At 59.6% G+C, this 3182-nt stretch carries 2 protein-coding genes and 1 pseudogene; 1 reads left to right on the forward strand and 2 read right to left on the reverse strand.

Going from position 1 to position 3182, the window contains the following annotated elements; translation table 11 throughout:
* Positions 1-1010: pseudogene (locus BGN95_RS13925) on the forward strand (excinuclease ABC subunit A); the annotation flags it as partial.
* A gap of 214 nt (positions 1011-1224) precedes the next feature.
* Here BGN95_RS13925 and BGN95_RS13930 read toward each other — a convergent pair.
* On the reverse strand, positions 1225-1794 hold the full coding sequence (locus tag BGN95_RS13930; protein WP_286772984.1) for a type 1 glutamine amidotransferase domain-containing protein: 570 nt from the start codon (positions 1792-1794) through the stop codon (positions 1225-1227).
* A gap of 31 nt (positions 1795-1825) precedes the next feature.
* Positions 1826-2965 (reverse strand): glutathione-independent formaldehyde dehydrogenase, encoded by a 1140-nt coding sequence (locus tag BGN95_RS13935; protein ID WP_286772985.1) that lies wholly within the window; start codon positions 2963-2965, stop codon positions 1826-1828.
* Positions 2966-3182 lie beyond the last annotated feature (217 nt).

Consider the following 3182-nt stretch of genomic DNA (forward strand, 5'->3'; position numbering starts at 1 on the left):
TCAGGCGGAACAATCTCCATGGTCTCGACGTCGAGTTTCCCATCGGCTGCTTCACCGCTGTCACCGGCGTTTCGGGATCGGGCAAATCCAGTCTTGTCAGTCAGGCGCTGCCCGAGCTCGTCACGGAACACCTCGGCGGCTCCCCCGTGGCCGAGGAGGAGGATATCGATCCGCTGCTCGATGTTGCGCAGAACGACACTGAAGGACGCATTGTCGCAGGCATGGAGCATGTTCGCAGGCTGGTGCGGGTCGATCAGAAACCGATCGGCCGCACGCCGCGCTCGAACCTATCCACCTACAGCGGCATGTTCGACCATGTGCGACGGATCTTCGCTGATACGCCGCTCGCCCGCCGGCGGCACTACAGCCCGGGAAGGTTCTCGTTCAACGTCGCGCAAGGGCGCTGCCCTGTGTGCGAGGGCGAGGGATACGTCATGGTGGAGCTGCTGTTCCTGCCGAGCGTTTTTGCCCCGTGCTCGACCTGTCATGGCTCTCGCTACAACCCGCAAACGCTCGAAGTCGAATGGAACGGGCGCAATATCGCCCAGGTGCTCGAACTGACGGTCGACGATGCGTGCGATTTCTTCGCTGGCGAGGCATCTGTGATGCGCTCCCTCGCCGTGTTGCGGGAGATCGGTCTTGGCTATCTGAGGCTCGGTCAGCCGGCGACCGAGCTGTCTGGCGGGGAGGCGCAGCGCATCAAGCTGGCGACTGAACTGCAACGCGCTCAACGCGGCAACACGATCTACATCCTCGACGAGCCAACTTCGGGGCTTCACCCCTCCGATGGCGACCGGCTGATGCAACACCTGCAGGGCCTCGTAGACGCCGGCAATACCGTCTTAGTCGTCGAACATGACATGCGCGCCATCACACAGGCGGACTGGATCATCGACCTGGGACCGGGGGCCGGGGAAGATGGGGGCCGTATCGTTGCCAGCGGCGTCCCTGGCGTCGTTGCGGAAGCGGAAGGCAGTCTCACCGCCCGCTATCTCAAGGCGGCGCTGTAGGTCGTAAATCTGGCCGAACGCACGTTCGATCAGGTGCATCTCAACCACACGTTGGAATGGGTCGTATCTGGAAGCGGGAGCCGGCGTCAGGTGCGCCATGTTCGTGTGGTACGCGGCGTGGCGGACGGCCAATTGCTGGCCATCCGCCACGCTTGCTTTGTGCGGACCTTCTCCAGGGAGAGGGCCCTCACATGCTTCGTCGAAACGCCCCGTCTTAATTCCCTGCTGCGAGCGCTGCGCCGATACCTTCTGCGATTTCCTCAACTAGTTTGGCACAGAAGGCGGGCAAATCATTGGGATCGCGGCTGGTAACAAGGCCGTTGTCGACCACGACTTCCTCGTTGGTCCATGCACCGCCGGCGTTCTCGATATCGACCTTCAGCGTCGGGTAGGACGTCAAAGTGCGACCCTTAAGCACGCCCGCCTCGATCAATGTCCAGGGTGCATGGCATATAGCAGCAACAGGTTTATTCTGATCGAAGAAAGCCCGGATGAAACCAATTGCCTCGACGCTGCCGCGCAGCTTGTCGGCACCGACAGTCCCTCCGGGCACAACAAGTCCGTCGAAATCGTCGGCTTTGACCTCGGAAAACGTCTTGTCGATAGTATAGCTGCCGCCCTCGTCAAGATCGCTATTGACTGTGCGAGCCTTGCCCGGTTCAAAACTGACCACGGTCACTTTGCCACCAGCGTCCTCGACAGCTTGCTTGGGCTTCGAGAATTCTGGTTCTTCCGTCCCGCGGGGTGCGATCAGAATGGCAACTGATTTGCCTTCCAAAGTCATAATTTATCTCCTATTCCGTCGAAGACTAAGGTCAGGTGCCCGGCTTGAGCACGACCTTCGTCCAACCAGCATCGCGCTCGTCGAAATGCTTGTAGGCGTCTGGCGCCTGATCGAGCGACAGTCGGTGTGAGATGATTTGGGCCGGATTGGCCCGGCCATGCTCGATAAGCTTCATCAGTCGCCGGTTGTAGTGCTTTACATTGCACTGGCCGGTGCCGATCTTCTGGCCCTTGAACCAGAAGTTGCCGAAGTCGAACGCCATCTTGCCTTCCTTCTGGAGATCGTCGGGCGCGTTCGGGTCTTCCGCAATGAACACGCCGACGACGCCGATTCCGCCGGTGGCCTTCGTGCTTTTGACGAGGCAGTTCATCGTGTAATTGCTGCGCTCCTTGCCGTGGCGATCGCAACACTGATACCCGACCGCCTCGACCCCCCGGTCGGTCCCGAGGCCGCCGGTCGCGTCAAGGATCTGCTGGGCGGGATCGCCCTTGCGCATGTCGATCGGAATAGCGCCCATCGCCTCGGCCAGTTTCAGGCGGTCATCGTGAGAATCGACCACGAAGATCTGAGCGGCACCGCGGATTTGGGCTGAGTGCGCGGCCATCAAACCGACCGGACCAGCGCCGTAGATGGCGATGCTTTCGCCAGGCAGAAAACCTGACAGTTCGACGCCATGCCAACCCGTCGGGAAGATGTCGGAGAGCATGACATAGTCATCCTCCTTCTCCTCAGCGTCCTCAGGCAGCTTCAGACAATTGAAGTCCGCATAAGGAACGCGCATCAACTCCGCCTGACCACCTTGCCACGGCCCCATCTCGGCAAAGCCATACGCTGCGCCGGCGGTTCCGGGGTTGGTCGTGAGGCAAAACCCAGTCAGACCGCGTTCGCAATTCTCGCAGAAACCGCAACCAACGTTGAACGGCATGCACACGCGATCGCCCTTCTTGATACGATCTACGGCAGCGCCGACCTCGATGACTTCGCCAAGGTTTTCGTGACCAAAGACCCTGCCCTTCTCGAAGCTGGTCCGGCCCTCGTACATGTGAAGGTCAGACCCGCAAATGTTGGTGGTGGTCACCCGAATGATCACATCAGTCGGTTTCTCGATCTTGGGATCATCGATGGTATTGACAGAAACATCTTTGGGCCCGTTGTACACGATAGCTTTCACGGATCTTTTCCTTTCGCAGCTCATCTCAACGTGTCATCAAATCGAGAGCTTGATGATGATCCGGTCCATCGCAACGGCGGAGGACATCGCACCCTTCCAATTGATCTCAGTTTCCTGAACGTTCTGCTACCTGAAGGGTTCCTTCCCGTAGAGCCATCCTGGGATCGCTTCACGGCGGTTTTCTGAATGACTGGGCCAGAACGGCCGAACGGCCGAA

This window comes from Sphingomonas sp. 66-10, assembly GCF_001897045.1.
GTDB lineage: Bacteria > Pseudomonadota > Alphaproteobacteria > Sphingomonadales > Sphingomonadaceae > Sphingomonas > Sphingomonas lycopersici.